24 protein-coding genes are annotated in these 25,398 nt (G+C 50.9%); 15 read left to right on the forward strand and 9 right to left on the reverse strand.

Annotated elements, in window-relative coordinates:
- Window positions 1-34: 34 nt before the first annotated feature.
- The 6 genes from D9T21_RS12180 to D9T21_RS12205 all read right to left on the reverse strand — a co-directional run bounded on the left by D9T21_RS12180 (window position 35) and on the right by D9T21_RS12205 (window position 5,448).
- On the reverse strand, window positions 35-214 hold the full coding sequence (locus D9T21_RS12180) for a hypothetical protein (protein WP_123325233.1): 180 nt from the start codon (window positions 212-214) through the stop codon (window positions 35-37).
- A gap of 226 nt (window positions 215-440) precedes the next feature.
- Complete coding sequence (gene rplT / locus D9T21_RS12185) at window positions 441-797, reverse strand: 50S ribosomal protein L20 (protein WP_070174515.1); 357 nt, start codon at window positions 795-797, stop codon at window positions 441-443.
- A 16-nt stretch (window positions 798-813) separates the two neighbouring features.
- Window positions 814-1,011 (reverse strand): 50S ribosomal protein L35, encoded by a 198-nt coding sequence (rpmI, locus tag D9T21_RS12190; RefSeq protein ID WP_012518091.1) that lies wholly within the window; start codon window positions 1,009-1,011, stop codon window positions 814-816.
- Between the two features lie 121 nt (window positions 1,012-1,132).
- On the reverse strand, window positions 1,133-1,672 hold the full coding sequence (gene infC / locus D9T21_RS12195) for a translation initiation factor IF-3 (RefSeq protein WP_105936611.1): 540 nt from the start codon (window positions 1,670-1,672) through the stop codon (window positions 1,133-1,135).
- A 132-nt stretch (window positions 1,673-1,804) separates the two neighbouring features.
- On the reverse strand, window positions 1,805-3,721 hold the full coding sequence (gene thrS / locus D9T21_RS12200; protein ID WP_123325235.1) for a threonine--tRNA ligase: 1,917 nt from the start codon (window positions 3,719-3,721) through the stop codon (window positions 1,805-1,807).
- A gap of 257 nt (window positions 3,722-3,978) precedes the next feature.
- On the reverse strand, window positions 3,979-5,448 hold the full coding sequence (locus D9T21_RS12205; protein ID WP_123325237.1) for an SLC13 family permease: 1,470 nt from the start codon (window positions 5,446-5,448) through the stop codon (window positions 3,979-3,981).
- Window positions 5,449-5,643: 195 nt separating this feature from the next.
- On the opposite strand from D9T21_RS12205, the gene D9T21_RS12210 reads away from it, so the two are divergent.
- Complete coding sequence (locus tag D9T21_RS12210; protein ID WP_241155703.1) at window positions 5,644-6,543, forward strand: fructosamine kinase family protein; 900 nt, start codon at window positions 5,644-5,646, stop codon at window positions 6,541-6,543.
- Between the two features lie 10 nt (window positions 6,544-6,553).
- Window positions 6,554-7,600, forward strand: coding sequence for a DUF3080 family protein (locus D9T21_RS12215; protein WP_164464669.1), 1,047 nt, complete (start codon window positions 6,554-6,556; stop codon window positions 7,598-7,600).
- Window positions 7,601-7,611: 11 nt separating this feature from the next.
- On the opposite strand, the gene D9T21_RS12220 is transcribed toward D9T21_RS12215, so the two are convergent.
- A complete protein-coding gene (locus tag D9T21_RS12220; protein ID WP_105936615.1) occupies window positions 7,612-8,247 on the reverse strand; it encodes a CPBP family intramembrane glutamic endopeptidase in 636 nt (211 codons plus the stop codon).
- Between the two features lie 365 nt (window positions 8,248-8,612).
- On the reverse strand, window positions 8,613-9,554 hold the full coding sequence (locus tag D9T21_RS12225) for a hydrogen peroxide-inducible genes activator (RefSeq protein WP_123325240.1): 942 nt from the start codon (window positions 9,552-9,554) through the stop codon (window positions 8,613-8,615).
- A 137-nt stretch (window positions 9,555-9,691) separates the two neighbouring features.
- On the opposite strand from D9T21_RS12225, the gene D9T21_RS12230 reads away from it, so the two are divergent.
- The 7 genes from D9T21_RS12230 to D9T21_RS12260 all read left to right on the forward strand — a co-directional run bounded on the left by D9T21_RS12230 (window position 9,692) and on the right by D9T21_RS12260 (window position 17,220).
- Window positions 9,692-10,351: a carbonic anhydrase gene (locus tag D9T21_RS12230; RefSeq protein ID WP_123325242.1), complete on the forward strand. Its 660-nt coding sequence runs from the start codon at window positions 9,692-9,694 to the stop codon at window positions 10,349-10,351.
- Between the two features lie 14 nt (window positions 10,352-10,365).
- Window positions 10,366-11,898, forward strand: coding sequence for a SulP family inorganic anion transporter (locus D9T21_RS12235; protein WP_123325244.1), 1,533 nt, complete (start codon window positions 10,366-10,368; stop codon window positions 11,896-11,898).
- A 233-nt stretch (window positions 11,899-12,131) separates the two neighbouring features.
- Window positions 12,132-12,788, forward strand: coding sequence for a carbonic anhydrase (locus D9T21_RS12240; protein ID WP_123325245.1), 657 nt, complete (start codon window positions 12,132-12,134; stop codon window positions 12,786-12,788).
- Between the two features lie 25 nt (window positions 12,789-12,813).
- Window positions 12,814-14,460, forward strand: a complete 1,647-nt coding sequence (locus D9T21_RS12245; RefSeq protein WP_123325247.1) for a SulP family inorganic anion transporter — start codon at window positions 12,814-12,816, stop codon at window positions 14,458-14,460.
- 125 nt (window positions 14,461-14,585) lie between these two features.
- Window positions 14,586-15,407: a MurR/RpiR family transcriptional regulator gene (locus tag D9T21_RS12250; RefSeq protein ID WP_123325249.1), complete on the forward strand. Its 822-nt coding sequence runs from the start codon at window positions 14,586-14,588 to the stop codon at window positions 15,405-15,407.
- Window positions 15,408-15,512: 105 nt separating this feature from the next.
- Window positions 15,513-16,469, forward strand: a complete 957-nt coding sequence (locus tag D9T21_RS12255) for an ATP-binding cassette domain-containing protein (protein WP_123325251.1) — start codon at window positions 15,513-15,515, stop codon at window positions 16,467-16,469.
- Window positions 16,453-17,220 carry an ABC transporter permease gene (locus D9T21_RS12260; RefSeq protein ID WP_123325253.1) on the forward strand — a complete coding sequence of 256 codons (768 nt, stop codon included), beginning with the start codon at window positions 16,453-16,455 and terminating at the stop codon, window positions 17,218-17,220. The genes D9T21_RS12255 and D9T21_RS12260 overlap by 17 nt, the downstream gene beginning before the upstream one ends.
- A gap of 39 nt (window positions 17,221-17,259) precedes the next feature.
- On the opposite strand, the gene D9T21_RS12265 is transcribed toward D9T21_RS12260, so the two are convergent.
- Window positions 17,260-18,540, reverse strand: a complete 1,281-nt coding sequence (locus D9T21_RS12265) for an MFS transporter (protein WP_123325255.1) — start codon at window positions 18,538-18,540, stop codon at window positions 17,260-17,262.
- 236 nt (window positions 18,541-18,776) lie between these two features.
- Here D9T21_RS12265 and D9T21_RS12270 point away from each other — a divergent pair, with 236 nt between their 5' ends.
- Genes D9T21_RS12270 through D9T21_RS12295 form a run of 6 tightly spaced genes read left to right on the forward strand, consistent with a single transcriptional unit; the run spans window position 18,777 to window position 25,266 of the window.
- Complete coding sequence (locus tag D9T21_RS12270; protein ID WP_123325257.1) at window positions 18,777-19,979, forward strand: amidase; 1,203 nt, start codon at window positions 18,777-18,779, stop codon at window positions 19,977-19,979.
- 11 nt (window positions 19,980-19,990) lie between these two features.
- On the forward strand, window positions 19,991-21,589 hold the full coding sequence (locus D9T21_RS12275; protein ID WP_123325259.1) for a gamma-glutamyltransferase family protein: 1,599 nt from the start codon (window positions 19,991-19,993) through the stop codon (window positions 21,587-21,589).
- Window positions 21,589-22,407 (forward strand): sulfite exporter TauE/SafE family protein, encoded by an 819-nt coding sequence (locus D9T21_RS12280; protein WP_123325261.1) that lies wholly within the window; start codon window positions 21,589-21,591, stop codon window positions 22,405-22,407. Before D9T21_RS12275 ends, D9T21_RS12280 begins: the two co-directional genes overlap by 1 nt.
- An 8-nt stretch (window positions 22,408-22,415) precedes the next feature.
- Window positions 22,416-23,639: a pyridoxal-phosphate-dependent aminotransferase family protein gene (locus D9T21_RS12285; RefSeq protein ID WP_123325263.1), complete on the forward strand. Its 1,224-nt coding sequence runs from the start codon at window positions 22,416-22,418 to the stop codon at window positions 23,637-23,639.
- Window positions 23,636-24,871, forward strand: a complete 1,236-nt coding sequence (locus D9T21_RS12290) for an allantoate amidohydrolase (protein WP_123325264.1) — start codon at window positions 23,636-23,638, stop codon at window positions 24,869-24,871. Before D9T21_RS12285 ends, D9T21_RS12290 begins: the two co-directional genes overlap by 4 nt.
- Window positions 24,872-24,900: 29 nt before the next feature.
- Window positions 24,901-25,266: an AraC family ligand binding domain-containing protein gene (locus D9T21_RS12295; protein WP_123325266.1), complete on the forward strand. Its 366-nt coding sequence runs from the start codon at window positions 24,901-24,903 to the stop codon at window positions 25,264-25,266.
- The last annotated feature ends 132 nt before the right edge of the window (window positions 25,267-25,398 follow it).

Below are 25,398 nucleotides of genomic sequence, written 5' to 3' on the forward strand. Positions count from 1 at the left end.
TGAGAGGAATCGTTTTTATCGGCGGGTCGAAAAACTAAGCGGCCTGTTTACCGGCGTTAAAGCCTTCAATAAAGCCACTGACAAAATCAGGGCCGGCCAGCCCAACCAGCAGACATAGGGCAGATATCAGCATTAGATTGCGGTTATTTTTTCTGTAGCCCAGCGTCATTAAAACAATGAACAATATAAGGCCGGTAATTTCCACATAGACCATGGTTAAATCCTTTTAAATTGTACTGCGATAACAGTAACAGCGTACCAGACAATTTCATCCCAGTTACTGCATTGGCGGGCTTCTATATTTAATGAAGCGCTAGTATTGCCGTTTTTGCTTTTGGCCGTCAAGTTAGCCTGCTGAGGAATTTTTTTTGCAGAAACGAAAAACGGCGAGCATCCTGCTCGCCGTTTTCCGAAAGAACTTAAACTTAATTAGTTAATAATTAAGCTAATGCGCCTTTAGCCGCGTCGACTAATGCGCTGAAAGCCGCTTTGTCATGAACTGCGATGTCGGCAAGGATCTTACGATCGATTTCGACAGACGCTTTTTTCAGACCGTTAATGAAACGGCTGTATGACATACCGTTTTGACGAGCCGCAGCGTTGATACGTGCAATCCACAGTTGACGGAATTGACGCTTACGCTGACGACGGTCACGATAAGCATATTGACCAGCTTTAGTTACAGCCTGTACCGCTACGCGATAAACGCGTGAACGAGCACCGTAATAACCTTTAGCTTGTTTTAAAACTTTTTTGTGACGTGCACGTGCAATAGTGCCGCGTTTAACTCTTGCCATTATTCAGTCTCCTCGATTAAACGTAAGGCAGCATGCGCTGAACTAATTTAGTATCAGAGTCATGAACCAGTTTTTTGCCACGCAGGTGACGTTTACGCTTAGAGCTCTTCTTAGTCAGGATGTGACGTAAGTGAGACTGTTTGCTTTTAAAGCGGCCTGAGCCCGTTTTCTTGAAACGTTTGGCAGCACCACTAACAGTTTTCATTTTAGGCATTGCTAAAACTCCGCATTGTTTAGGGTGGCTAATTATCGGTGTGCAGTCACCTTTATAGCCAGTTAATGTTTGCAGCAGGGTGTTTTGGGGTGCAGATTCCCAAAAACTTTAAAGACCACTACTACTTCTTAATTGGAGCGAGCACCATGATCATCTGACGGCCTTCCACACGACGTGGGAAAGACTCGCAGTTAGCAATGTCTTCCAAATCGCCTTTAACGCGGTTTAAAAGTTCAATGCCAATCTCTTGGTGAGCCATTTCACGTCCGCGGAAACGGATCGTGACTTTGGCTTTATCGCCACCTTCCAGAAAGCGACGCAGGTTGCGCAGTTTTACCTGGTAATCGCCTTCATCAGTGCCAGGGCGAAATTTAATCTCCTTGACCTGAATTTGCTTCTGTTTTTTCTTCTGCTCTTTCTGAGCCTTCGATTTTTCGAAGAGGAACTTGCCGTAGTCCATAACTTTACAGACTGGCGGCTCAGCGTTCGGACTAATTTCAACAAGATCTAAACTTGCTGCTTCGGCAGAACTCATTGCTTCATTTATCGAAACAACGCCTACCTGGCTTCCATCAGCGCCAATTAAGCGCACTTCTCTTGCAGTAATTTCATCGTTAATCCGGGCTTTATCACCCTGAGCCTTATTGTTAGCGCCTTTAATGTGCTATTCCTCCAACTACTTTAATCTTTACCTGATTCCCTGTTTTCAACAAATTATATGGAAATCAGACACTTGCTTATTTGCATAGTACAACGACAGCCACGCTGCATAATTAGATGCGCGAGTATACCGTTATTTGATGATTTTTCCAGCGATTTCTTCACCCGCCAGCGTAATAAAGTCTTGTAAAGGCATACTGCCTAAATCTTCACCACGACGAGAACGCACAGCAACCTTGCCTGCTTCCATTTCTTTATCGCCAACCACCAGCATATAAGGTACGCGTTTTAGCGTATGTTCACGAATTTTAAAACCAATCTTCTCATTTCTCAAGTCGGTCTTCACTCTAAAGCCCTGAGCTTGCAGTGAATCGACCACCTGTTGGGCATATTCGGCCTGGTTATCGGTAATGTTCATCACCACCATTTGCTTCGGTGCCAGCCATAATGGGAAGAACCCGGCATACTCTTCAGTAAGGATACCGATGAAGCGTTCCAGAGAGCCCAGTACCGCTCGGTGAATCATTACCGGTACCTTACGCTCACCGTCTTCTGCCACGTATGACGAACCTAAGCGGCCTGGCATAGAGAAGTCGGCCTGCACGGTACCACACTGCCATGCGCGATCCAGACAGTCATACAGGGTAAACTCGATTTTCGGACCGTAGAAAGCGCCCTCACCCGGTAGGTATTTAAATTCGATATTTTTGCTGTGCAGTGCGTCGGCCAAAGCTTTTTCAGCTTTATCCCAGATTTCGTCACTACCCACTCGTTTTTCCGGACGGGTAGATAATTTAACTTCAATTTTTTCAAAGCCAAAGGTGCCGTAGGCATCGTAAATCATATCGATACAGCTACACACTTCATCGAGCATCTGTTCTTCGGTACAGAAAATATGCGCGTCGTCCTGGGTAAAGCCGCGTACCCGCATTAAGCCGTGCAGAGCACCGGATGGTTCGTTACGGTGACAACAGCCAAACTCAGCCATACGTAATGGCAGATCGCGGTAAGACTTAAGGCCCTGGTTAAAGATTTGCACGTGACCCGGGCAGTTCATGGGCTTAATGGCATATTCACGCTTTTCTGATTCGGTGGTGAACATGTTTTCGGCGTACTTGTCCCAGTGTCCGGATTTTTCCCACAGGGTACGGTCCATCATTAATGGCCCTTTCACCTCGTCGTAGGCGTACTTACGCAGCATATCGCGCACGTATTTTTCCAGTTCGGTATAGATAGACCAGCCATCGTTGTGCCAGAACACCATACCCGGTGCCTCTTCCTGCCAATGGAACAGATCCAGCGTTTTACCGATTTTACGGTGATCGCGTTTTTCGGCTTCTTCCAGACGCGTGAGGTAAGCTTTTAACTGTTTCTTATCTGCCCAGGCTGTACCGTAAACCCGTTGCAGCATTTTGTTGTCGCTGTTGCCACGCCAGTAAGCACCGGCCACTTTCATCAGTTTAAAATGATGGCAAAACTTCATGTTAGGTACGTGAGGACCACGACACATATCCACGTATTCTTCGTGATGATACAGGCCTGGCTTGTCATCCTGGCTGATGTTTTCATCCAGAATTTCAATTTTGTAAGGTTCATGGCGCTCTACAAACGCATCACGGGCTTCCTGCCAGCTAACGGTTTTCTTAACTACGTCGTAGTTGGTCTTAGCCAGTTCCAGCATGCGCTTTTCAAGCTGCTGAATATCTTCCTGGGTCAGCGAGTGCTCCATATCCACGTCGTAGTAAAAGCCGTTGTCGATGACCGGACCAATGGCCATTTTAACATCCGGATAGAGCTGTTTGATTGCATGCCCTAATAAGTGCGCGCAGCTGTGACGAACGATTTCCAGACCTTCTTCGTCTTTAACGGTGAGGATCTGTAAGTCTGCATCGTGTTCAATGATATCAACCGCGTCAACCAGTTCACCATTCACTTTACCGGCAACGGTGGCTTTAGCCAGACCAGGACCGATATCGTTGGCAACATCTAAAACTGAGACAGGGTTATCGAAGGAGCGCTTGCTTCCGTCAGGAAGAGTAATAACTGGCATGAAATATCCTTACAGTGGTGACACCTACTCTGTGCCACTTGTGTTAACGTCTGATGTGAAAATACCGCCGACCGCGGCTAAGGGTAAGTTCCCAATTAGGCTCGGATTATAACCATTGAGACGCCACATGCAATGACTGAGTGACCGGTTTGGCCGTGATTTAACCCCGCGCCGTGATTTCGCCGTTTTTTTCACCGGTATTTTACCTTTGCGGGCAGCGCTGCACCGAAAAAAAGCTTTCAGTGCAGTCTGAACCATCACTGTTTAAATCCCGCCGGAAAACCATTCAATTCAAAGCCCCACAGTGCTGGCAATAGCCAGTACACTGCAAAGGACAGTAAAATAATCGAAATAAAGTTCATCCATATACCGGTTTTAAACATATCGGCAATTTTCAGGTAACCGGAGCCAAACACAATGGCATTGGGTGGCGTAGCCACAGGCAGCATATAAGCACAGGAGGCAGCAACGGTCACCGCCACCATCAGCGTATAAGGATGCACATCCAGCGCCAGTGCCATGGGTGCCAGTATGGGCAGCAGAACCGTGGTAGTAGCAAGGTTTGAGGTTATCTCAGTCAGGAAGTTAACCGCTGCAATTAAAATCGCCACCAGTAAAAACAGCGGTAGGGCTTCCAGTAATACCAGGTGCTGCCCTATCCAGCTTGCCAGCCCGGACTTCTGAAAGCCACCGGCAATGGCAATTCCGCCACCAAACAACACTATGGTGCCCCAGGGCATTCTGACCGCTTCTTCCCAGGTCATGATGGGCTGCGTTTTATCTTTCGAGGAGAACAAAAACAAAGTCGTCGCGGCGGTAATGGCAATAATGGTATCGTCGAGCTGCGGCACAAAGTGTTGCAGATAAGAGCGGCACACCCACATCAACGCGGTACCCACAAAGACTGTGAGCACCAGCTTTTCCTCGTAACTCATGGGCCCGAGGGCCTCGCGCAGTTTGGCAATTTCCTCACGTCCGCCCGGAAACTGACTGTCTTTGCAGGCAAAGGCAAAACGAGTGAGGTATACCCAGCAAATTGTCAGCAACACTACGCTGATAGGAAAACCAAACATAAACCAGGTAGCAAAGCTGATATCAATGCCATAGATCTGCTGCAGGATACCGGCTAGCACCAGATTAGGCGGTGTACCAATAAGCGTGGCCATGCCACCAATGGAGGCTGAATAGGCAATAGCCAGCATCAGCGCCTTACTGAACTGCTCGCCCTCTTTGGGGTTTAGTGCTGAATGGCCCAGAAACTGACTCGCCACAGCCACGCCTATGGGTAACATCATCACCGTGGTGGCCGTGTTGGAAATCCACATCGACAAAAACGCGGTAGACAACATGAAGCCGAGGATAATACGTGGCACGTTACTGCCAACGACATAAATGATAGTCAGTGCGATACGCCGGTGCAGGTTCCAGCGCTCAATCGCAATCGCCAGAATAAAACCACCCATGTATAAAAAAATGTATTTGTGGCCATAGGAAGCCGTGACATCGGCGATATTCACACCGCCAAATAGCGGCAACAATACAATGGGCAATAATGCCGTTACGCTAATCGGTATGGCTTCGGTGATCCACCAGATTGCCACCCACAGGGTAACGGCCAGCACAGCCCCCCCCTGCTGACTCAGATTGTCAGGACTAAACCCCAGTAAAATACCCAGAAAAACTGCCGGGCCGAGCCCCAGCCCTATTTGCTTGGTTGAAAGCGCCATAAGAAGAAACAACGTATTGTTATGGTAGTAACTTGTTATAAAGACAAAAAAAGTACATTAAATCAAGCGCTCTCGTTTGTTATGTTGAGCGGTTTGTCGGATTCAGACTATTAATGTCGCCGAAAACACTGCTGATCGTCGTGGCTGGAACTGGCAAATAGGCAAATATATTCCATACTCAGGAAAAGTGTGAAGATGCATACAACCATGTGGCAATTTATCAGCGAACAAATCAGTGAGCACTCCGGCCACTTATTTGTCTGTCAGAACCGTCAACCGGTAGCCGGAGGCGACACCCACCAATGCGCGGTTATTCGCGATGACAGCCAGCGCTACTTTGTTAAATACCGTACTCTGACCTCGGTAGACAATACCGAGCTGGACGCCGAGGCCGACGGTTTAAAAGCGCTCGCCAATGCCGCCTGTATCCGTACCCCAAAAGTGATTTGTTACGGCGTGCTGGAAGAAGAACACCAGCTACACGAGTACCTGGTAATGCAGTATCTAAAACTGTCGCAAAGTGCCAGCGAAGACTGGCTGACCTGCGGTAAACAGCTGGCCCATTTACACCGCACTACCAGCGGCCCGGAATATGGCTGGCCCCGGGATAACTACATTGGCCGCTCGGTACAGGTGAATACTGCCACCGACAGCTGGGCCACTTTCTTTGCTGAAAGCCGCATTGGGGCCATGCTGGAACTGCTGGCGCGGCAAGGCCATGTGTGGTGTAACATTGATGTTTGTACCACGCAGATTTACCATTTTCTGCAGGACTATCAGCCACAGCCGTCCTTATTACATGGCGATCTGTGGAGCGGTAACCTGGGCTTTCATCACCATCAACCGGTGTTATTCGATCCAGCTGTCTACTTTGGCGACAGAGAAACCGACGTAGCCATGACCGAATTATTTGGCCGCCTGCCCGATGCGTTTTACGAAGGATACAACGCTATCTGGCCGCTCGATGAGGGTTACCGGAGTCGGCGCAAGCTCTACCAGCTTTACCACATCCTTAATCATGCCGTATTATTTGGCGGTCATTACCTGCAGGCCGCGCAGGACGACATCGTACAACTGAATCAACAACTACTTTAAGGGCAATTCATTGCAGGAGTCTGGCTGGCAGCACCGTGCCAGAGGGGTGCTATATTCCCTCGCTTTATTAGTGTGTATAACCGCTTGTTCAACGCATCAGGTGAGCGACGATATCAGTGAATACAGCGAACGGCTGGCGCGGGTACTGGATACCGGGCTAACCACAGCCGAAGAGCAACCAGCAGCTGACTATCCACAGCGTGAAATGCTGCTTTCGGCGCCGGCGCAGCTGGACATCAACCTGACCCGTTTTTATCAGTTGCAGCAGTGTGAGCTGGGCAACCTGGTGGCCGAGCGCAACACCGCGCTGGGGAAAATACAGCATTATTCTCAGCGTCTGGTGTATGAACGCCAGCTATTAGCGGCATTATCAGACTGCATTAACTTTGTAAGCGAACAAAGTGATGAGCCTGCCCGTGAATTGCTCACTACTATGCAAAGCTGGTATGCGGCCAAGCAGGCTGCCTACCCTGAGCACTGGAGTAATATGCTGGTGCTCAGCGACGAGACCCGGGCCGCCTTTAGCCGGCCTCAGCCAGATCAGTTGTTTACCGATACGGTAGACATTGCCGGCCAACTCACATTATTCCGGCAGCTCGACAGTTACTTGTCACCCGCCACTGGTATAGAGCAGAGCCTGGAAGCACAGTTGCAGGCGATTGGCGCCACTCGCCTGCCCGCTTCAGTTTGGCAGGCTCAGCATCAGATAGCAACGCGCTTGCCCACTCTTACCGCACAGCTGGAACCCTTGCTTGCTAACACAGCCTGCCCCGATGGTAGTGCCACAGAGCAGGCAAACATTTTACGCAATGTGTTTTACCTGTTTTTCATTGAGCGGATCCAGCCCCTCGGCGGCCATATCAACGATTTTAACTATCAGTTTGCGCCGTTGCTAAACAAATGGCGCGAGGAAGAAGCGCTGCCCGAATCGTTCCGAGCTTTTTTAACCGTCCAGCAAACTAGTTTCTTAGCTTATCAGCAGGCTATGCAGGACCATGTAAAATTATGGCAGCGCTTTTTGGGGCGCTGTCATCTATCCCCCACCGCGCCCGGTTAACGGAATATCAGCTACACCGTATGTTGTAGCGAAAGGTAGGAACCCAGGCCGATTGTAAACAAAAAACAGCCCCATAAAGAGTGCTCAATAACTACCACCGCCGTGGAGCGGCTTTGCAGATAGCGCATACCAAACATGGCGCCGCCTACTGCCGACAGCGCTACTGCCAGCCAGTTACCGTAAATAGCGTGGGCAAAGCCAAATAAAAAGGTACTCGCTCCCAGTCGCAGTGAATGCGTGGGCAGAATAGCTTTATAGCGGTGAAAGAAAAATGTGCGGTAGATAATTTCCTGCGGGATCACTGAAAACAATGGGTAAAGCAGTAAGGTTAACAGCCATAGGGAGGTTTGTTCGGCCGGCCATTGCAGGAATGACTCCGGTAACCAGAAGTACACAATAGCTGCAGTTGCCAGCGCCCAGGGTAAAAACAGGCGAAGTGAAGCTTTGAGATGAGGCTTACCTTCCTGCCAGTTCCATAACCGAACCCGTTTAAAAGTCTGATCAGACACCAGCAGCCACAAACAAACGCCGCCAACCCCCGCCAGCAACACCAGCAGATAAGGTCCAAATTGTTTTACCCCGGCCAGAAACAGCAGCGGCAGTACAATAAACAGGCTGAACAGTTCAAGCCAGCGTTTTGCTTGCATTAACGAAACCCACAACAATATGAAAAATTTATGACGCTATAGTGAATTTTATACTATTTTCTCATGACAAACGATGAGTCAGCGCATTTTTTATACTTTTTACCGAGCGCTGAAGCCCTTCTTTATAAAGGCTGTACAGGCAGATGAGCTACGCAATATGTATGCACAATCGCCCAAGACATCGGGCGGTTTGCCAAAGTATTGGGAAATCAACTGGTTGAAGTAACGGCTATAGTCGGCATCGCACTGTTTTACAGGTGTTGGTAGCGCAAAGGCTAAAATGAAAGGTAAAAGCTGCGGTGTTCGTGGTAAATATTACCGGCCAGTACGCCTGGCCGATTTACCGAGAGGAATTTTGTGAGTTATCAGCTATCCACTCTAACCGCATGACCAAGGGTGTCAGACAGGATACGCCGGATCTCATTGCCAAGTTCACGGAAAAATACCCGCCCCGGCGCGGTATTCCGCCACACCAGATTATGCTGACGCTCAATTGGCGTATCTTTTAATTCACACACGTGCAGTTCGTCCGGTTGATGCAGTTCGGAGTGAACATAAAGGCCGGGCAGAAATGCCACGCCCATCCCCATAACCACCATTTGCCGAAGTGTATCTAAACTCGTGCCCTCATAATCCCGGGTCACCTGGGCGCCGATTTTCATACAGATCTCATGAACCTGATGGTGGAAATGGTGGGCTTCTTCCAGCGTTAACACCGTTTCGCCATGAATTTGCTCCGGCTCTATATAACGAAGGCCGGACAAAGCGTGGTCACTGGGGACAACAAACTTAAGTGGCTCAATAAACAGTTTACTCGCTACCAGTTGCGAGGATTCCTGGGAGCCCGGCGAGATAATGATATCAAAATGTCCATCGAACAGACCCTGCACCAATTGCGTGGGCGCAGCTTCCCGCACATAGAACTTTAGCTTGGCGTACCTTTTGTGTAACTGCGGCAAAATAAATGGCAGCAAATACGGCCCTAATGTTGGTGGCACCCCAAGCCGGTAGGTAGTTTGGTTACCACCGGCAATGTCACGGGCTTTTTCCTCAAAACGGATAGACGATTGCAGTACATCCTCTGCCAGCGGTAACAAGGCGCGGCCCTCCGGCGACAGCAACGTGCCACTGCGGGAACGTTCAAACAGGGATATGCCGAGGCTTTTCTCCAGCACGTTAATCTGTGAGGTCAGGGTTGGCTGACTTATGCCTAATACCTGCGCCGCGCGGCGGTAACTTAGCTCCCTCGCCAGTGCCACAAAGTAGCGAAACTGCGTGTAGGTAACTGACTTGGTTGAGGTGACCATAAACTTAAGTCCAAATAAATAATGCCAACATATAGCCTTAGGCTATCACGAAGTAAACTATTTTTCTATTAACCTATCAGGTAACAATGATTTGGTATTTTATATAATTTTCTATTTTCATATTTAGGAGCGACTAAATGGACCACGTTATCTCTGGTGTTGCAAAATTCCAACAAGAAGTTTTTCCAGAAAAGAAGGCAGCGTTTAAAAAGCTCGCCACTGGTCAAAATCCTGAAGTGCTTTTCATTACCTGTTCTGATTCACGTATCGACCCTAACCTGGTCACACAAACAGAACCAGGCGACCTGTTTATCTGCCGTAATGCCGGTAACATAGTGCCGCCACACAGCAACCAGACTGGTGGTATGACGGCCTCTATCGAATTTGCTGTTGCAGCGCTTGGTGTTACCCACATCGTTGTGTGTGGCCACTCTGACTGTGGCGCGATGAAAGGTGCCATTGCCCCGGAAGCGCTTACCTCGCTACCTCATGTAAAAGAATGGCTGGGCCACTGCCGCGTTGCTACCGACGTAGTTAAAGAGCGTTGTGGCTGTGACTCACTGAATAAAGATGACCACTTACAGCTGGTGACCGAAGAAAACGTAGTACAGCAACTTCAACATCTGCGCACTCACCCTGCGGTAGCGGCTAAAATCGCCACTGGTCAGGTACAACTGCACGGCTGGTTCTACAACATCGAGACTGCTGAAGTACTTAACTACGATGAGAAAGCCGGTAAATTCGTGCCAATGGAATCTGCTTTTGCCGCCGAGGAGCAATTGGTAGCAAATAAATAACAGGGATCTTGTAAATGAAATTGGACCTATCTTTCAGTGAAATAAAAAACGATTTACCCGCGAGTATCGTGGTGTTTTTCGTTGCCCTGCCTTTATGTCTGGGTATTGCGCTCGCCTCTGGTGCGCCGCTGTTCTCCGGTATTATTGCAGGCATCGTCGGCGGTATCGTCGTCGGTTTATTTAGTGGTTCACGGCTGGGCGTTAGTGGCCCGGCTGCGGGCCTGGCAGTAATTGTATTTGACGCTATTGCCACACTGGGCAGCTGGGAGTTGTTCCTGGTTGCTGTGGTGTTATCCGGTGTTATTCAGCTTATTATGGGCTTTGCCCGGGCTGGTTTTATTGCGTATTTTATTCCCACTTCAGTGATCACCGGTATGCTTGCCGGTATTGGATTACTGATCATCCTTAAACAAATTCCTTACCTGTTTGGCTGGCATGCCGACTTCCTCGGTGAAGAAGCGTTTATGCATGCTAATGGCGAGAATACCTTCTCTGCTATCGAACATGCGCTTAGTCTGATGTCGCCTGCCGCGATACTGATTTCCGGCGTATCACTGGTTCTGCTGGTAATTTGGGATAAGTTTCTGGTGCCGCGTCACAAAATTTTCCAGCTTATTCAGGGCCCGATTGTGGTAGTACTGTTAGGTATTCTGGCTTCAGTAATGATGCGCCAGGCCGGTACTCCGCTGGATCCGAGCATGCTGGTTTCACTACCGGTAATTAACAGCTTCAGTGACTTCACCCAGGAACTGGCGTTTCCGGATTTCTCGCAAATCTTCAATATGGACGTACTCACCATTGCTATCGTGATGGCGGCCGTTGCCAGTATTGAGACGTTATTATGCGTGGAAGCCACCGATAAGCTTGATCCGCAGAAAAATGTTACGCCAACTAACCGCGAGCTCAAAGCTCAGGGGATGGGTAATATTATCTCTGGTCTGGTAGGCGGCCTGCCAATTACTCAGGTAATAGTAAGAAGCTCGGCCAACATCGCGTTTGGTGGTAAAACCAAGCTGTCAGCCATTATGCACGGTGTATTCCTGCTGGTAGCAGTACTGGCGATTTCCTCCATGCTCAACCTGATCCCGCTGGCGTCACTGGCTGCAATCCTGATTGTGGTAGGCTATAAGCTGACCAAGCCGGTCATGTTTAAAGTGATGTATCAGAATGGCTGGGAACAATTCCTGCCGTTTGTAACCACTATTGTGGTGATGATTTTTACCGACCTGTTAACGGGTGTATTTGCCGGATTGGGCGTGAGCATCTTCTTTACCCTGAAAAGCAGCTTCCTTAATGCTTATCAGTTTAAAGAAACCATCAATGAAGACCATGGTGAAAAGACTCATCATATTGTTCTGGCCGAGGACGTTTCTTTCTTTAACAAGCCAAGCATTCTGAAAAAGCTCAATTCGATCCCGGGTAACTCAAAAGTTGTGCTGGATTTCTCTAACACCAAGTCCATTGCATTTGATGTGAAGGAAATGATTAAAGATTATATCGACCAGGCACAAACCAAAAACATTCGGGTCGAGACCATTAAGTTTTAACCTTCGTCATGCGCCAGCCTCCCCCCCAACCGGGTTGGCCATTACAGCAGAACGTTAACGTAAAAGGCAGCCATTTGGCTGCCTTTTTGTTATATCTATCCCACCTTAGTTGAATAAAACTCCCTGGACTTATAGCCTATAACTATCACGAGGTAAGCTATTTTTCTATGAGACTATAATATAACAATATTTTAACAATCATAAATCTTACAAACGACGAGGAGTAAGTTGGTATGGATCATGTCATTTCTGGCGTAGCAAAGTTTCAAAATGAAGTGTTCCCGGAAAAAAAAGCCGCGTTTAAGAAACTCGCTAACGGCCAAAATCCGGAAGTATTGTTTATTACCTGTTCTGATTCACGTATCGACCCTAACCTGGTAACTCAAACTGAACCGGGTGATTTATTTATCTGCCGTAATGCCGGCAATGTTATCCCCCCGCACAGCAACGAAACCGGCGGTATGACTGCATCGGTTGAGTTTGCCGTAGCCGCCCTTGGTACTACGCATATCGTAATCTGCGGTCACTCTGACTGTGGCGCGATGAAAGGAGCAATTAACCCGGAGGCGTTATCCGCTCTGCCCCATGTGAAAGAATGGCTGGGTCACTGCCGGGTAGCGACTGAAGTAGTAAAAGAGAAATGCGGTTGTGATGAACTGAACGCAGAAGATCATTTACAGTTAGTTACCGAAGAAAATGTGGTACAACAGTTACAACACATCAAAACCCATCCGGCGGTCGCTGCGAAGCTTGCCACCGGACAGGTAAAACTGCATGGCTGGTTTTACAACATTGAAACTGCAGAAGTCACCTGTTATCAGGAAGAAACCGGTAAGTTTGGCCCCATGGACGAAAAATACGCCACCGAGCTGGTTTCTAAACACAAGTAAACCTAACAACTGTTAAGGAAAAGTCATGAAGAACTTATTTGCTAATGTTCGTGGCGATATTACCGGCGGTATTACCGCCGGCGTAGTTGCACTGCCGCTGGCACTGGCTCTGGGCGTTGCGTCTGGTGTTGGTCCGATGGCAGGTATGTATGGCGCCATTGCGGTGGGCTTTTTTGCGGCACTGTTCGGTGGTACGCCATCGCAAATCTCCGGCCCGACCGGACCTATGGTGGTGGTGCTGGCCGGTTTATTTGCCAGTTTATCGGGCAACGTAGAGCTCATTTTTACTGCCGTGTTACTGGCTGGTTTATTCCAGATTTTATTTGGTTTTCTGGGCATAGGTAACTATATCCGCCTGGTGCCCTACCCGGTTATTTCTGGCTTTATGTCGGGGATCGGGGCCATTATTATTATTCTGCAGATTGGCCGGTTACTGGGTCATGAGCCGCCAGGGGGAACTCTGGGCGCACTGGGTTATATCCCTACCGCGCTGGCCGACATAAACTTTGCCACGCTGGCACTGGGTATTGGTACACTGGTAATTGCCTATAAATGGCCAGCCAGCCTCGGTAAGTATGTACCGGGCGCCCTGGCTGCGTTAATTATCGGTACCAATGTCAGCCTGTTCATTACCAATGTACCCATTTTAGGCGACATTCCAACCGGTCTGCCAAGCCTGCATCTGCCTACTTTTGAAAGCTCTACGCTGTTATTAGTACTTGAGGCGGCGTTTATTCTGGCCATTCTGGGCGCTATCGACAGTCTGTTAACGTCACTGGTTGCCGACAACATGACCCGTACCCGTCACGACAGCTCCAAGGAACTGATTGGTCAGGGTATTGGTAACACAGTAGCCGGTCTGATTGGTGGTATTGCCGGTGCCGGCGCCACCATGCGTACTGTGGTTAACATTCGCAGCGGCGGTAAAGAACGCTTATCAGGTATGGTTCATGCGCTGGTATTACTGGCTGTTGTGCTTGGCCTGAGCCCGCTGGCCAGTGCTATTCCGCATGCCGTACTTGCCGGTATTCTGGTAAAAGTGGGCCTGGATATTGTGGACTGGAGCTACCTGAAACGTGCTCACAGCGGTCCGCGCTGGGACTTTGCGCTGATGCTGCTGGTACTGGGTCTGACCGTATTTGTTGACCTGATCACAGCCGTAGGCGTTGGTGTGGTATTGGCTGCATTGGCTTACGTTCGTCAGATTGCCCAGCTGCAAATCGAAGAACTGAAGAAAATTCCGGATACGCTCAACGATCCTAAAGAAAACGCCCTGCTTGAAAAAGCCCAGGGCAAGGTCAGTATCTTTAGTTTTGGCGGCCCGTTAAGCTTTGGTGCGGCGGCTGATTTAGGTCACCATGTGCGCGAGTGGGTCAAGCCTGGCTCCCGGGTACTCATTCTGGACTTCTCCAGGGTGCCCACCATGGACGTATCCGCTTCCATGGCCGTAGAGACCGTAACATCGGATGCCAAGAGTTCCGGCCGACAACTGATGGTATGTGGCGCTTCCGATAAAATTAAAGAAGTGCTGGGTAATGTGAATGCTTCCTCTGCGGAAATTCTCACCTACCCTACCTTACTTGAAGCTCTGGAGTCGGCAGTGTCGATTATCGAGGATAGTGGAAAAAAGTCGCCGAAGCATGATGACAGCTCCACACTGTCTCATGCTTAACAACTAACCGATAATATAAAGAGCGCCAACTGGCGCTCTTTTTTTGTGCCTGGAAAAACAGATACCCCTTTGGCGCTTAGTCGGCTACACTAATTATGAAATATACATACTAGCTGGACTTTGAAGTGGCTGATAATAATGGTGTTTTAGCGCGAATTCGTGACAAGTATACCGACTTGTCACCCTCTGCGCGGGCTATCGCCAATTACCTGCAACAGTTTCCGCTGACCATAATCAGCGACTCCACCGCCGAAATTGCGGCCAAAACCAATACCTCCAAAGCCACCGTTAGCAGGCTGTTTCGTCAACTCGGCTATGCATCCCATCAGGATGCCAAACAGGACGTAGTGCTGCAGCGTGACGCCGGTATTCCGGTTAAACAAACGCTCACCCAGCATGATTATATCGCTGCCGAGCTTGGCAACCTGCAACGTACCCTGGAGTCGATTCCGGGCGAAGAAATTAACCAAATTGCCGCCATTCTGGCCAAGGCGCCGCGGATCACGCTTATTGGCTATCGCAACAGTTATCCGGTGGCCCTGCACTGCCGCCAGCAACTCAAGCAGATCAGGCCCAATGTGCGGTTATTACCTCAGCCGGGGCAGAGTCTTAGTGAAGATTTAATGGATCTGGCCGACGACGAAGTTATTGTGGTGTTTGGCTTTCGTCGCCGCCCACGTATTTTTGCCCGTATGATTGAAGCATTACCGGCGCAGCGCACCATTTTGCTTACTGATCCCACCGGTCAGGTTTATCAGGACCGCGTCGGCCATACCCTGGTGTGTCAGTTGGGCAACCAGTTCGCCTTTGATAGTTATGCCGCGCCCATGAGTCTGGTATCCGTAATCTGTAACCAGGCCTACACCTTACTGGGAGAGGAAGGCGATCACCGGGTGTCGACCATCAGTCAGCTCTATGCTCAGATGGGTGAGCTTGATCCGGAATAAGCTGCTGTAATTCATATTCTGAAACAATCAAAAGCTTGGCGAACCTGGCCGCCAGCGTAAAATACCCGCTACTTACAGGAACTAAGTGAAAAGGACGCAATACGGATGCTCAGTCAACCCAGTGAAAACGCGTTGGCGCTTAATCAGATCAGCAAAACCTATGCAGGTGAACAGGTATTAAGTCAGCTTAACCTGGCTGTCCCTTATGGCAGCGTGTATGCGTTTTTAGGCAATAACGGCGAAGGTAAATCCACCACCATCAGAGTGCTCACTGGCCTGGAAGCGCCGGATGCTGGCAGCGTTACAATTTGCGGTGACAGCCTGTATGCTAAACGCCGCTCTTTACTGTCTCGCTCAGCCCGTTTTGTGCCAGATTACCGCCTGTTACACCGCCTTGGCGGACTGATTGATGCGCCCAGCCTTTACCCAAACCTTACCGCCGCCGAGTTTTTATCCATTGGCTGTGGTATTAAAGGCCTGCCGGTCAGTGAGATAGACCGGGTATTGGCGGTGGTCTCCTTAACCGACGCAGCCAAACGGCTTGTCGGCCAGTTTTCGTTAGGCATGAAACAGCGGCTCGCCATCGCCCACACCTTACTGGGTGATCCTGAATTGCTTATCCTCGATGAGCCTACCAACGGCCTCGACCCCAGCGGTATTCGCGATATCCGTCAGTTGCTCAGTGAACTACCGGCCAGCACCGGCACCACGGTATTTTTCTCTACGCATAACCTCGATGAAGTGGAAAAAATGGCCACTCGCTTTGCGGTATTAAAGGATGGCCGCATTCGTTTTGAATCAGATATCCCAAGCTGGAAAGCCGCGCAACAGTTCAATATGACACTGGAAGTGGGCGACGCTAACGCTGCTCATACGGTACTTTTAAAACACGGTTTTCAGAGCAAGATGACTAATCCCAACACGTTACGGGTCGAGGGGCTGCCCCGTGATGAGCAACCGCGGCTACATGCCCTGTTGGTGAATGAAGGCATTGAGTTATTTCAGTCTTACCAATGTAAAACCTCGTTAGAGCAATGGTTTACCAATGAACATACCGATTAATCCATTTCCTGGCCTGAGCCGGCTGCTGGCAGTTGAGTGTCTCAAGCTCAAGCGCACATCAACGCTGTTGATGGTATTTGCCCTGCCTCTTCTGGTGGTGCTGTTTTCCACCGGATTAGCCGTTAAATCACAGAACCTGGCAGGCTTTGACGCCCAGGCCTGGCAACGTTGGTGGATGGGTGTCATGGCGTTATGGAGCTACTTTATGCTGCCGATGTTTATTGCGCTCATCACCGGCGCCATTAATGGTAATGAGCACAAAAATCACGGCTGGCGCCTGATGCTGGCACTACCGGTCAACCTCTACTCACTCTATATTGCCAAACTACTCCTTGGCGTGCTGTTAACCGCATCAGCCCTGCTGTGGCTATGGTTGAGTGGTTTGCTTGCCACCTTACTGATGACCGCGTTGGGAGCCCCAGGGGAAACGGAATACGGCATGGTATTACTCAGCGCGATGCCAGCCCTGATGCTGACTTCCCTGCCCGTACTTATCATCCAACATGCGGTGAGCTGGCGATTTGGTAATATTATTGTACCGCTCTCGGTCGCGGTCATGGCCACTATGGGGATTGTCCAAATAGGCAGTTCAGAATACTGGGTCTGGTATCCGTGGAGCTATATGACGATGTCGGCAATGGGCGGCACCGAAGAGCTGCGGCATCATGCAGTTTGGTTATCACTGGCCGTGGCCACGGGGTTATTCTGGTTAAGCACCTTACTGGCAGCCAGCCACAAACGCGCTGGCTAACAGGCAACTGCTCCCAATTAGCCAGGGCTAAAGCTGGTTTCAACCTGACGCACTGGCATCAGTCGTATCATGCTCTGGTAAATGTTCGGTGCGCGGATCAATCTCAAATGCCGCAGGCGTGGTAATACCCGCCGACGGCTGAAAAGTAGGATGCGAGTCACTGGTATCAGGTAGCACGTGGCTACGACGGCGAACAATTACGATAACGGCAAACAATGATAAAAAGAAGGTCATGTAGGCATACAGTCCTTTTGCACCCATAATCCCCATCAGAAAAGCGGCTAATGGCCCGCCGATGGCAGAACTGATGCCATAAGTGATGAGCATTCCACTGCCGATGGGCAGAAAATCCTTGGCCGTGGCATTGTCATTCACGTGAGCCAGACAAATGGCATAGGAGGTCATACAGGTACCGCCCCAGAGAAACGCCAGTATTGCTGCCGGCCAGCCAGCAAACCCTGACCAGTATGACGCCAGCACTATAGCCAGTGATATCAAACCGCCAGCCAGCGCGTTGTAAATTAAAATAATGCGCCGGTCGTAGCGGTCAGAAAAACGCCCTACCGGGATCTGAAAACAGGCGCCACCGAGAACGGTAGCCGACATAAACATGGCCAGTTGCGCATTACTGAAGTTGCTTTCGGCGGCAAACACCGGCCCCAGCGACCAAAAAGCGCCCGTCACCAGGCCCAGGATCACTGCGCCAATCATGGCGATATGCGAATGCTGCCAGACTTTCTTAAAACTCACTGTTACGCTGTTGACCTTCGCCGGTGCCAGCGACAGCGTTAGCGAAACAGGTATAATCGACAGCGCAACAAAGATTGCGGCGATGCTAAAGAGTAACGGATAACTGGCATCCGCCAAAAGGAGCAACTGTTGAGCCAGGGTAATCATCAACAGGTTAAGCATTGAGTAAAACGACAAAATCGTACCGCGATTACTTGCATCAGCGCGTTCATTAAGCCAACTCTCAATAATCATATACAGCCCGGACACACCTGCCCCCAGGGCGAAGCGCAGCGCCAGCCACAACACAAACGACTGTAACCAGGCAAACAGCAGGGTGAAAATGAGATAAGCACAGGCCAGTACCGCGAACCCGCGGATATGCCCCACCCGCTGCAGCACATGGGGCGTCGCCAGACAACCACCGATGATCCCCAGAAAATAGGCCGAGCCGGTTAAGGCGACTTCCACGGCAGTAAAACCCAGCTGATTGGCGGCCACGGGCAAGAGCGTCAACAGTAAACCATGACCCAGTAGTAACAGCGCATCAGACAACAACAGTGCAGAAATTGGCAGCAGCGAACGAACCATAAAGAGCAGTCACGCGGATAGAAGTAATAACTTTACGATACAGAGTGAACGTAAAATTGCCAAGGCAGTTAGCACTTTTGCCGCTGGCAAGGCGAATACCATGCCTCTAACAACTACTCAGCGCGTAAAACGCCCTGCTTTGTTAACAAGAACAACAACAATTTAACAAACGTTTCACTTGACTTATTGGTGAAACGATTGTTTCATAGGGCTATCCTTCTGTAACATTAAACTTCATGGATCATTTTACCGTTAGTTCGCCATTTGTCTGGCAACCAGCGCCCACTGTGGTGCCTGCTGAACAAGCCAGTACACCTGCTGCCAATGCAGATAACGATAGCGTTAAATCGTTGTCGGGCCTGCGCGTGGCAGTGAAAGACCTGTTTGCTATCAAAGGGACTGCCACCACCGCGGGTAATCCCCACTGGCTGGCCACGCACCCGGTAGCCGGGACTACTTCCAGCGCCGTGACCAAACTGGTATCAGCGGGTGCCAAAGTTGCAGGCAAGACCATTACCGACGAACTGGCTTACAGCTTAAACGGGCAAAATATCCATTACGGTACGCCGCAAAATCCACTAACGCCTGAGCGCCTGCCCGGCGGTTCATCCAGTGGCTCGGCCGTAGCAGTATCGGCCGGCCTGGCCGACATTGGTCTGGGCACCGATACCGGCGGCTCTATTCGGGTACCGGCCAGTTATAACGCACTGTACGGCATGCGCCCTACTCACGGCCGTATCAACACCGACGGCCTGGTCGCCCTGGCGCCCGGATTCGATACCATCGGTGTGATGGCAAAAAGCCTTGAAGTGCTCGAACGCAGCATGAACTGTTTATTCGACTCGCCGGTGACAGATAACCCGGCTCTGTCGTCTTTGGTGGTGTACCAAACGGCAGTGGATAACAGTGAGCAGGCAAGCGCCGCTAATCAATGGCTTGCGTCCCTGCCAATTGCTAGCCAGACAGGTGATTTCAGTCAGCTGGAACAGCTACCGCTGGCTGAAACATTCAGAGTGTTACAGGGGCGTGAGATTTGGCAAACTCATGGTGAGTGGATCACAAACACTCAGCCGGTCTTTGCACCGGATATTGCCGAGCGATTTAACCAAAGCGCCCAAATCAGCGACGCCGAGGTAGAACACGCAACACACATACAACAACAGGTACGTCAGCTTTTAGCGTCATTGCTAGGCGGTAACCGCGCCATAGTGCTGCCCACCACACCGGGTTGCGCACCGCGGTTAACAGCCAGCGCGGCCGAACTGACCGACTACCGAAAACAATTATTATCATTAACTGCCTTAGCCGGACTGGCGGGTTTACCACAACTGCATTTGCCGTTATTTCGCCTGAATGACGCACCCTGTGGCTTATCACTGATAGGCCCTGCGGGCAGTGAAACCAGCCTGTTCGCTCTGGCTCGTACCCTTACGGAATAAGAATAGAAAGCATGACAAAACAACAACACACTGCTTTTACCGCACCACACTATGCTGCATCGACAGTAGGCAACGATATCCTGCAACGCGGCGGCACCGCCATTGAAGCCATGGTCGCCGCAGCGGCCTCTATTGCGGTGGAATACCCGCATATGAACGGCCTCGGTGGTGACGGTTTCTGGCTAATCAGTGAACCGGGCAAAGCGCCGGTGGCTATCGACGCCTGCGGCACCGCGGCCGGACTGGCCGACAGCGATTTTTATCAGGGCCTGGATGCTATCCCCTCGCGTGGAGGCAAAGCGGCGTTAACCATGGCCGGTGCTGTAGCTGGCTGGCAAAAAGCGCTGGAGATCAGTGCCAACTGGCAATCACCTATGCCGCTGCAGGACTTACTGGCCACCGCCATCAGTCAGGCTAACTGGGGCATTGAAGTGACCCAGAGTATGTCGGATGCCAGTTTTAAAACCTTCGATGATTTAGCCGGTGATGAACACTTCAGCCAGTTTTTAATTAAGGGCAAGGCCCTTAAAAAAGGCAAAATTGTTAAACTCACTAAGCTTGCCAACACCTTACAGCGCCTGGCCGACAACGGCCTGAGTGATTTTTATCATGGCGATATCGCCCGCGAACTGGCGGCCGATCTTGAGGCGGCAGGCTCGCCGATTCGCCTGAGCGATTTTAACCAGTACCAGGCCAAAGTCGTTACGCCGCTGAGTGTCTCAACCTCGAAAGGCAAACTTTACAACCTGCCAGCGCCTACTCAGGGCATTGCCTCGTTAATTATTCTGGCCCTGTACGACCGCGTGGTCAGCCAGGGTAACAGCGATGTCGATATGGTTCACCTGCTGATTGAATGTACCAAACAAGCCTTTATTAAACGCAACGAATACCTTACCGATCCGGGCCGTTTAAGTGTTGAACTCGACAGCTTCCTGACCGATGAAGCACTGGATGAAATGGCCGCAGCCATAAAGCTCGACAGTGCTCTGCCCTGGCCTCAGGAAGCCAAACTGGGCGACACCATCTGGATGGGCGCCTGTGATAACCAGGGCCGCATGGTCAGCTATATCCAAAGCCTGTACTGGGAATATGGCAGCGGTGTAGTCAGCCCGCAAACCGGTATTGTGTGGAATAACCGTGGTACGTCGTTCAGCCTTACGCCCGGCCACTTACAACAACTCAAGCCAGGCTTAAAACCGTTTCATACCTTAAACCCGGCCTTTGCCGAGCTTAATGATGGCCGGCGCATCAGCTACGGCACCATGGGCGGTGAAGGTCAGCCGCAAACTCAGGCGGCCTTGTTCAGCCGCTATGTATACCACAATCAGCCACTGGATAAATCCATTGCCCTTGGCCGCTGGTTACTGGGTCGTACCTGGGGCGACCAGTCGCATAACCTCAAAGTGGAACGCGACCTTAACGAATACGTTGGTGAAGATCTGTTGGCCCGCGGCCACGATATGGTGGTGGTAGATGCCTGCAATGAACTCATGGGCCATGCCGGCGCAGTGGTATTACACCCGGATGAGACCACCGAAGCGGCCACCGATCCGCGCAGCGATGGCAAGGCCTTCGCGCAAGCTTATACCGCAACAGGAGAAGTACAGTAATGGATGCATTCATGGAGTTACTGCCAACAATTCTGGCCCTGATGGCCACCGGCGTATTTGCTGGTATTCTGGCAGGCCTGCTCGGCGTAGGCGGCGGTATTGTTATTGTGCCGGTACTGTACTTTTTGTTTCAGGCACTGGGCGTATCGGCCGACTCAGCCATGTTGATTGCCACAGCAACCTCACTGGCAACAATCATTCCAACGTCGGTTAGCTCAATCCGCGCGCACCGTAAAAAAGGTAACGTCGACAGCGACCTGCTCAAACGCTGGGGCCCGTTTATTTTGCTGGGCGTACTGCTTGGCAGCTACGCGGTCACCCAGGTGAACGGTGAAGTATTAACCTTACTGTTTGGCGTTATCGCCAGCTTATCTGCCATTAACATGTTTATTGGCAGCAAAAGCGCCTGGTTTAACGACTTACCCGGCGCCCTTGGCCAGCGAATTATTGCCATTTGCATTGGTTTATTCAGCGCCATGGTCGGCATTGGCGGTGGCACACTTACCGTCCCTACTCTGACCTTTTGTAATTATCCGGCGCACCGTGCTGTGGGCACCGCCGCAGCGGTTGGCCTGATCATCTCGCTGCCAGCAGCGATAACCATGCTGATTTTTGGTCAGGCGCCGGCCGATGCGCCCGATGGCACCATCGGCCTGGTTAACCTGATTGGCTTCGCCGCCATTGTCCCCCTTACTGTGTTATTCGCACCGGTTGGTGCTGGCCTGGCCAGCAAACTGGATGCCGCAAAGCTCAAGAAAGTGTTTGCCGTGGTACTGCTTATCACCGGCGTAAGAATGCTTGCTCAGAGCGTGCTCTAGGAGAAAAGATGAAACCCTTAACCATGCCACCCCGACTGCTGATGGGCCCCGGCCCGATAAACTGCTATCCCCGGGTGTTAACGGCCATGTCGCAACAGTTGGTTGGCCAGTACGACCCGGCCATGACCAGTTGCATGAATGAAGTGATGGCGTTGTACCGTCAGGTATTTGAAACCAATAATCACCACACCCTGTTAGTCGATGGTACCTCACGCGCGGGTATCGAAGCTGTGCTGGTGTCTGCACTGGAACCCGGCGATAAGGTGCTGGTGCCTATTTTTGGCCGCTTTGGTCATCTGTTGTGTGAGATTGCCGAACGTGCCGGTGCCGAGGTACACAGTATCGAAGTGCCCTGGGGCGAAGTGTTTGAGCCTGAGCAAATCGAAAAAGCCATCCGCGAAGTACAGCCTAAAATGCTGGCGGTAGTTCAGGGCGATACCTCCACCACCATGCTACAGCCTCTGGAGCACTTAGGTGAGATTTGCCGTCGCTACGACGTGTTGTTCTACTCTGATGCCACTGCATCCATTGGCGGTAACCCGTTTAAAACCGATGAATGGCAGCTTGATGCGGTATCTGTTGGTCTGCAGAAATGTTTAGGCGGCCCTTCGGGTAGCGCACCGATTACCTTAAGCGAACGCTATGTTGAGCTGGTACGCAAACGTCATCACGTAGAAGCCGGTATTCGCGAATCTGTCCACCAGTCGGGTTCGGGCAGTCGCATACGCTCCAACTACTTTGATATTCCCATGCTGCTTGATTACTGGGGTGAGGAACGCCTGAATCACCACACCGAAGCCGCTTCTATGCTGTTTTGTGCACGGGAATGCGCCATTAACCTGATTGAGGAAGGCATTGATAACAGTATTGCCCGCCATAAGCAGGCCGGCGATGCCATGCTGGCCGGTGTGCAGGCGCTGAACCTTGAGCCTTTCGGTAACCTCGCGCACAAAATGCATAACGTAGTGGGCGTGGAAATTCCTGATGGCGTGGATGGCGAGCAAATCCGCCAGCAACTGCTGCTGGACTTTAATATTGAAATTGGTACCAGCTTCGGCCCGCTTAAAGGGCGTATCTGGCGGATTGGCACCATGGGATACAACGCGCGTAAAGATGCCGTACTGCATACCCTGCAGTCACTGGAAACCGTGTTACGCCGCGCCGGGCATAAACTGCCTGGAGGTGGTGGTGTTGACGCCGCGCTGGATAGCTTTTCGGGTTCATCACTATGATGGATTTTGCCAGCCTGGCCAACCAGGTGATGTTACGTTGCGATCAGCTCGGTGCGATTACTCAGTCGCCCGGCATCGTTGACCGTCGCTATCTGACCCCACAGCACCGTCAGGCTAACGATTTAGTGGCCCAGTGGATGCGCGAGGCAGGGATGACAGTCTGGCAGGACGCCGCGGGTAATCAATGGGGCCGTTATCACAGTACCGACGCCAATGCGCGCTCACTGGTGCTCGGCAGCCATCTAGATACTGTGCCCAACGGTGGTAAATACGATGGCATGTTAGGCGTAATTGCACCGCTGGCGGTGGTGCATCATTGTTTCGAAAACGGCATCCGTTTTCCGTTTCACATTGATATCGTCGGCTTTGGCGATGAAGAAGGTACCCGCTTTGGCTCTACCCTGCTGGGCAGCCGCGCCTTAACCGGCCGCTGGAAAGAGGACTGGCAGTTACTGCGTGATGAAAACAAGGTGTCACTGCCTGAAGCGATGGCCGAGTTTGGTCTGGCTTTCGATAAGGTTGGCGATGCAACGCTTAAGCCCGACAGCGTGCTGGGCTATCTCGAAGTGCATATTGAACAAGGGCCGGTACTGGAAGACAAGAACCTGCCAGTAGGTTGGGTAACCGCGATTGCTGGCGCAAAACGCCTGAATGTGCAATTAAACGGTATGGCCGGGCACGCGGGTACGGTCCCCATGGATATGCGCCAGGACGCCCTGGTTGCCGCAAGCGAAATGGTGCTGGCGGTAGAGTCCATTGCCAGCCAGTTTGGCATTGTGGCCACCGTCGGCCGACTCGAAACCAAACCCGGTGCAGTAAACGTGATCCCTGGTCAGGTGAATTTTTCGCTGGATATCCGTAGCGAGCACGACCATAAACGGGATGCAGCGTTACAGCTGATTGAAGAAGTGTTCCGCGACATTGCCCAGCGCCGCCATGTGGATGTTAACTGGCAGCAAACCCACCATGCCGATGCCGTGCATTGCGATCCTTACCTCTCGCAAACATTGTCCCAGGCTATTCAGCTTAGCGGCCATAACGCTGTTAGTTTACCCTCTGGAGCCGGCCACGATGCCATGGCCATGGATGCTATATGCCCGGTAAGCATGTTGTTTGTGCGCTGCAAAGGCGGGATCAGTCATCACCCCGGTGAATCAGTCACCAGCGCCGACGTTGCCGCCAGCTTACAGGTTATTTATCGATTTTTAGACGCTTTTTCGCCCGACTTTTAGGCCATTTATCAAGTAGAAGGATGATACGCATGAAGATACCCAGAATTTATAACGATGCAGACGGCAAGAGCCATTTTGGTGAAGCCGAAATCCCGCTTAAAGATGGCGGCCCAATCGGCTTATTATCAGAGAAGATCCCTGCAGGTTCGATTATTTTTCGCGAAACGCCAGCCGACTACGATTTTAAATGGCACCCTGCACCGACACGCCAGTTACTGTTCATTTTAAAAGGCCGCGCTGAGTTTACCGTCTCCAATGGTGAGCGCCACGTTTACGGTGCCGGTGATGTGTTATTACTTGAAGATACCGAAGGCGAAGGCCATTGCAGCCGCGCCATGTACAATGAAGTCCGTCATTCGATTTTTGTTACCCTGCCCGACGGCTTCCCTTATTAATCAGACGCACAGAGTTCTCCGTATGGGGCTGGCTGCTCATGAGTCAGTCACGCCCCTCTCTGGTGCAATGGCTTTTTAACGCCGCAAGCGCAAACTACACAGCGTAATTATAATCTTTAAAATACAGCAACT

This window comes from Marisediminitalea oceani, assembly GCF_003731635.1.
GTDB classification, from domain to species: domain Bacteria; phylum Pseudomonadota; class Gammaproteobacteria; order Enterobacterales; family Alteromonadaceae; genus Alteromonas; species Alteromonas oceani.

What these genes read in the sequence shown, in the direction of transcription:
- D9T21_RS12255 (WP_123325251.1), top strand. Translation starts at nt 15,513, where the DNA reads ATGCTCAGTCAACCCAGTGAAAACGCGTTGGCGCTTAATCAGATCAGC.
- D9T21_RS12285 (WP_123325263.1), top strand. Translation starts at nt 22,416, where the DNA reads ATGAAACCCTTAACCATGCCACCCCGACTGCTGATGGGCCCCGGCCCG.
- rplT (WP_070174515.1), bottom strand. Translation starts at nt 797, where the DNA reads ATGGCAAGAGTTAAACGCGGCACTATTGCACGTGCACGTCACAAAAAA.
- D9T21_RS12260 (WP_123325253.1), top strand. Translation starts at nt 16,453, where the DNA reads ATGAACATACCGATTAATCCATTTCCTGGCCTGAGCCGGCTGCTGGCA.
- D9T21_RS12180 (WP_123325233.1), bottom strand. Translation starts at nt 214, where the DNA reads ATGGTCTATGTGGAAATTACCGGCCTTATATTGTTCATTGTTTTAATG.
- D9T21_RS12230 (WP_123325242.1), top strand. Translation starts at nt 9,692, where the DNA reads ATGGACCACGTTATCTCTGGTGTTGCAAAATTCCAACAAGAAGTTTTT.
- D9T21_RS12225 (WP_123325240.1), bottom strand. Translation starts at nt 9,554, where the DNA reads ATGGTCACCTCAACCAAGTCAGTTACCTACACGCAGTTTCGCTACTTT.
- D9T21_RS12265 (WP_123325255.1), bottom strand. Translation starts at nt 18,540, where the DNA reads ATGGTTCGTTCGCTGCTGCCAATTTCTGCACTGTTGTTGTCTGATGCG.
- D9T21_RS12245 (WP_123325247.1), top strand. Translation starts at nt 12,814, where the DNA reads ATGAAGAACTTATTTGCTAATGTTCGTGGCGATATTACCGGCGGTATT.
- D9T21_RS12290 (WP_123325264.1), top strand. Translation starts at nt 23,636, where the DNA reads ATGATGGATTTTGCCAGCCTGGCCAACCAGGTGATGTTACGTTGCGAT.
- D9T21_RS12275 (WP_123325259.1), top strand. Translation starts at nt 19,991, where the DNA reads ATGACAAAACAACAACACACTGCTTTTACCGCACCACACTATGCTGCA.
- D9T21_RS12240 (WP_123325245.1), top strand. Translation starts at nt 12,132, where the DNA reads ATGGATCATGTCATTTCTGGCGTAGCAAAGTTTCAAAATGAAGTGTTC.
- D9T21_RS12205 (WP_123325237.1), bottom strand. Translation starts at nt 5,448, where the DNA reads ATGGCGCTTTCAACCAAGCAAATAGGGCTGGGGCTCGGCCCGGCAGTT.
- D9T21_RS12235 (WP_123325244.1), top strand. Translation starts at nt 10,366, where the DNA reads ATGAAATTGGACCTATCTTTCAGTGAAATAAAAAACGATTTACCCGCG.
- D9T21_RS12270 (WP_123325257.1), top strand. Translation starts at nt 18,777, where the DNA reads ATGGATCATTTTACCGTTAGTTCGCCATTTGTCTGGCAACCAGCGCCC.
- rpmI (WP_012518091.1), bottom strand. Translation starts at nt 1,011, where the DNA reads ATGCCTAAAATGAAAACTGTTAGTGGTGCTGCCAAACGTTTCAAGAAA.
- D9T21_RS12220 (WP_105936615.1), bottom strand. Translation starts at nt 8,247, where the DNA reads ATGCAAGCAAAACGCTGGCTTGAACTGTTCAGCCTGTTTATTGTACTG.
- D9T21_RS12210 (WP_241155703.1), top strand. Translation starts at nt 5,644, where the DNA reads ATGCATACAACCATGTGGCAATTTATCAGCGAACAAATCAGTGAGCAC.
- D9T21_RS12280 (WP_123325261.1), top strand. Translation starts at nt 21,589, where the DNA reads ATGGATGCATTCATGGAGTTACTGCCAACAATTCTGGCCCTGATGGCC.
- thrS (WP_123325235.1), bottom strand. Translation starts at nt 3,721, where the DNA reads ATGCCAGTTATTACTCTTCCTGACGGAAGCAAGCGCTCCTTCGATAAC.
- D9T21_RS12295 (WP_123325266.1), top strand. Translation starts at nt 24,901, where the DNA reads ATGAAGATACCCAGAATTTATAACGATGCAGACGGCAAGAGCCATTTT.